Genomic DNA, 5002 nt, shown 5'->3' with positions numbered 1-5002 from the left:
TTTACAGTAAGTGTAAAAATCTGATCAATTGCTGCTCCACCAGCATCTTCTACAGTCAGCGTTATTTGATAGCTACCCAGGTCTGAGTTTTGTGGTGTACCAGAAAGCTCTGCTGTACCATTGCCATTATCTACTAAAGTTAAAAATGATGGTAAAGCTCCTGAGGTAATAGTTCTGGAATCACCAACATCAGGGTCTGAAGTGGTTATGTTATATTGATAAGAAATGTCCTGCTGAGCTGAGATAACAGGTGAAGATGTAAAAGCAGGAGCATCATTTACATTATTAATTGTAATTGTAAAGGTCTGATCGTCTTCTGCTCCAATTGCATCAACAACCTTTATCACTACATTATCCGCACCTACATCTTCATTGAGTGGAGTACCCTGTAAAATAGCTGTACCATCTCCATTGTCAGTAAGAGTAAGCCATGAAGGCTTGCTCAATGCAATGATGTCTCTTGTATCACCTACATCAGGGTCTGAAGAGGTCACATTGTAGGTATATAAATTGTCTTCATCAACCGACAATACCGGGCTAGATGTAATCAGAGGAGGGTCATTTTGATTGTCAACATTTATCACAAATACCTGGTTAACTGCAGCACCAGCTTGGTCTGTCACTTTTAAACTAACATTGTTTGAGCCCAAATTTGCATTGCTCGGAGTGCCCTGTAATGTACCTGTTCCGTTTCCATTGTCAGTCAAGGTTAACCATGCAGGTATAGTTACAGCAGTAATTGTAACTGCATCTCCGACATCAGGGTCATTAGTTTGTATATTATATGTGTATTGTAAATCCTGAATCGCTCCCGTAACTGGTGAGCTGGTAAATCCGGGTGCATCATTTGTATTAGTCACGGTAATATTGAAGCTCTGATTTACATTAGCCCCAATTCCGTCTTCTACATTTAATACAACATTTACGGTTCCTACATTTTCATTTTTAGGTGTTCCAAATAAGTCTGCCGTACCATCTCCATTGTCAGTAAGCGTTAACCACGATGGTTTTGATAAAGCTGTGATCGTTTGAATATCTCCCACATCAGGGTCAGTAGTATTAATGGCATAGCTATACAAATCATCTTCTGCAACAGCAGTAATCGGTGTGCTTGTAAAAGATGGCGGATCATTTGCATTGTCTACATTAATCGTAAAGTTCTGTTCGGTAGAAGTCCCGGAAGCATCTTCTACCTTCAGGCTTATTTGATGTGAACCTAAATCAGTATTTGTTGGCGTTCCAATAAGTTCTGCTGTTCCATTACCATTGTCAGTAAAAGCAAGCCATGTAGGTAATGTTAAAGCAGATATAGAACGAGAGTCGCCTACATCCGGGTCAGAAGTTGTAATGTTGTAAACATACTCTATATCCTGAACAGCAACTGGTTTAGGGTCACTTGTGAAGACAGGAGGGTCATTTGTATTTGCCACATTAATCGTGAAATTTTGATTTACATTAGCACCAACGGCATCTTTCACATTCAAAACAACCGTAAAATTACCTACATCCGCATTTAGCGGTGTTCCACTCAGTACTGCAGTTCCATCACCATTATCAGAAAGTGTGAGCCAATTAGGGATCGACAGAGAAGTGATTGTTCTGGTATCACCTACATCGGGGTCTGAAGTTGTTACTGTATACTCATAAGGTTGATCTTCTGTGGCATTGGTAACAGGCGTACTGGTAAATGTAGGAGGGTCGTTGATATTATCAACATTGATGATAAAACTTTGGGTCGTTGTTGCCCCTGACTGATCCGTAACTTCAAGGGTAACATTATTAGCCCCTAGATTAGCATTGGTTGGTGTTCCGGTTAAACTCGCGGTACCATTTCCATTATCGGTTAAGCTTAACCAGCCTGGAATGGTAGAAGCAGCAATTGACCTCGTTTCACCAAAATCAGGATCAGAAGTGACTACATTATAATTATACGATTGATTTTGGATTGCCCCTGTTACTGGTGAACTCACAAAAACCGGAGGATCATTAGTGTTTGAAACTTCAATTGAAAAGTTTTGATTGACACTCAGACCCTGAGCGTCACTTACTTCGATTACGACATCAGCCACACCTACATTACTATTAAGAGGAGTACCTGACAATACTGCAGTACCATCCCCATTATCAGTCAGTGTTAGCCAATTTGGTAAAACCAGCTCCTGAATTTCCAGAACATCACCTACATCGGGATCTGAAGTGGTAACGTTATAAGTATATAAATCATCCTCATCAACGGCCGTAACGGGTGTTGATGTAAATTGAGGTGGGTCGTTGGCATTGTCAACCGTAATTGTAAAGCTCTGAGAAACCACGGACCCATTTTGATCAGCAGCATTCACCACAACATTATGAGAACCTAAGTCTGTATTTTGAGGAGTACCGCTTAAGGTACCGGACCCATTCCCATTATTGGTGAAAGAAAGCCAGGAAGGCAAGGTTGGTACTGACAAATCCACCACATCCCCTGCATCAGGGTCATCAGCCAAGATGTTGTAGGTATATGCTACAGACTGAACTGCGCTGGTCACAGGACTTGATTCAAACACAGGATCATCATTAGTATTATTCACCACTAATGTGAAATTCTGATTTGCATCTTCTCCAAGAGCATCTCTCACATTTAATACAATACTAAAACTTCCTACATTACTATTAGTAGGCGTACCACTCAAACTAGCCGTACCATTTCCATTATCAACCAGAGTAAGCCAACCGGGTATCGAAAGAGCCGTAATAACTCTTGTATCTCCAGCGTCCGGATCTGTTGTTGTTATATTGTAATTATATAATTGGTCTTCTGTCGCGATCGTAACAGGCGTACTTGAGAATGCAGGTGGGTCATTAGCATTGTCGACATTTATCACAAAATCCTGATCTACAGAAAGTCCGGCATTGTCAGTTACTCTTAGTTTGACTGAGTTGGCTCCCAGGTCACCATTTCCGGGAGAACCCGTAAGCTTTGCTGTGCCGTTCCCATTATCAGTGAGTGTAAGCCACGATGGAACCGTAACTCCGGTGATCGTTCGTGTATCGCCAACATCGGGATCAGAAGTGGCAATATTATAGGTATAATCTCCATCTTGTAAAGCAGCTGTAACAGGAGTACTGGTAAACTGCGGTGGGTCATTTGTATTATTAACTGTTAGCGTAAAGTTCTGATTTACACTTGCTCCCTCAGAGTCTTCCACATTTAGTACAATACTTGAGTTCCCAACATTACTGTTCTGTGGTGTACCGCTAAGTGTTCCCGTACCATCTCCATTGTCAGTTAAAGTGAGCCAAGATGGTTTAGATAATGCCTTTATAGTAAGTACATCACCAGCATCAGGGTCTGATGTAGTAATACTGTAATTATAAGGTGAGTCTTCATTTACACTCAAAATTGGTGTACTTGTAAATGTAGGTGGGTCATTAGCATTGTTTACAGTAATCACAAAATCCTGATTAGCAAAAGCTCCGGCATTATCAGTTACTCTTAACTGCACTGTATTGGCCCCAGCTGCTGTATTATCAGGAACACCCGATATTTGACCTGTGCCATCACCATTATCTGTAAGAGCAAGCCATGTTGGCAATACTGGAGCTGACAAAGTAAGTACATCTCCTGTATCATCATCATCAGTATTAATAAAGTAAGTATAGCTTATATCCTCAGTTGCACTGGTGTTGGGCGTTGAAGTAAAAAATGGCGTGTCATTAGAATTTGTAACATTGATGTTGAAAAACTGATTATTATTGTTCCCTTCATCATCAGAAACTCCAAGGGCAATCCCAAATGTGTTACCAGCATCGGCATTGGTAGGTGTACCGGAAAGCAGGGCAGTGCCATCACCATTATCAGTAAGCGAAAGCCATGATGGTAAAGCTATCAGAGCTGTAATCGTCAAAACTTCTCCTGGATCAGCATCGGATGTGGTAATGTTGTACTGATAAAGTTGATCTTGAACAGCGCCCGTTACAGGTGTGCTTGTGAAAATCGGATCATCTTCAACCGCAGATACGTTTACTGTAAATGAATCTTCTACAAAAAGCCCTCCTGTATCTTCAGCGCGGATAGTGATAGTCGCAGAGCCAAATTGATCAGGAGCAAAATCTAACGTCAGAAGTCCGTTGGCAATAACAGTTGAAGTAAATAAACCAGCATTGGTGTTGTTTGAGATTGTGAAAATTAAATTATCATCAATGTCTTCTACGTCATCAAATGCTGCATTGAGATTAACAACTTCATTTCCGGCATCTTCCAACACATTTACATTTGAAATGCCATTTGAGGTAGGCGGACCATTAATCACTAACGTATTACTGGCAGAGCCAAAATAATTATTATCTACGATATCAGCTTGTACGGTGTAGCTTCCTATTGCTGATGGTACAGAACTACTACCGTTATAAGTTGTGGTGACAGTTAACCCTACCGGATTAGTGGTTATAGTTACTGGTTTAGCACTTCCGTCAAAGTTTTGATACAAATTACTGATTGAAACCAATGCCATAGCTTTATCAATGGTAAGGGTACCAGTGCCAGAACCTTCGTAATTGGTCTCATTGATAGAAACTGAAACACTATATACGCCCGCATTGACAGGTAGTGTGGCACTACCGTTGTAAGTGGCATTAACATTTAACCCTGATGGATTAGTGGTTATAGAAGCTGATTTTGATGTACCATCGTACGTTACTGTTTCATTTGCGACTGTCACAGAGGCTGTAGCCTTATTGATGATTAATGTCCCATTGTTTAATGTGAATGTGTAGTTGTTGTCCGTTCCACCTACCAAATTAATTACATAGCTGCCTACATCAGATGACGTTGTTGCAGCAGTACTAGCTGTAGGTAATACGTCAATATCTGCACTTGTGTCTCCATTTAGAAACCCAGAATAGCTTAGCGTAAAAACTGGATTGGCTGTATTATATACACGACTTTTGTCATCTGCGATTATATCGAGTGTCGCCTTTGTAATAGTTAAATTCCCATCCACTAAAGCCAGGTCGTAGTTTG

Annotated in this window: 1 protein-coding gene; it reads right to left on the bottom strand. The window is 40.7% G+C overall.

Translation table 11 applies throughout. The features are described from left to right. Nucleotides 1-5002 (bottom strand): beta strand repeat-containing protein (locus tag E1176_RS06195; protein WP_185152665.1); only part of this gene is annotated, 5002 nt, incomplete at both ends.

This window comes from Fulvivirga aurantia, from assembly GCF_009711475.1.
In the GTDB taxonomy this organism is placed as follows: Bacteria; Bacteroidota; Bacteroidia; order Cytophagales; family Cyclobacteriaceae; genus Fulvivirga; species Fulvivirga aurantia.
The sequence above is the reverse complement of the archived record's forward strand: the minus strand, read 5'-3'. Positions and strand labels throughout refer to the sequence as shown.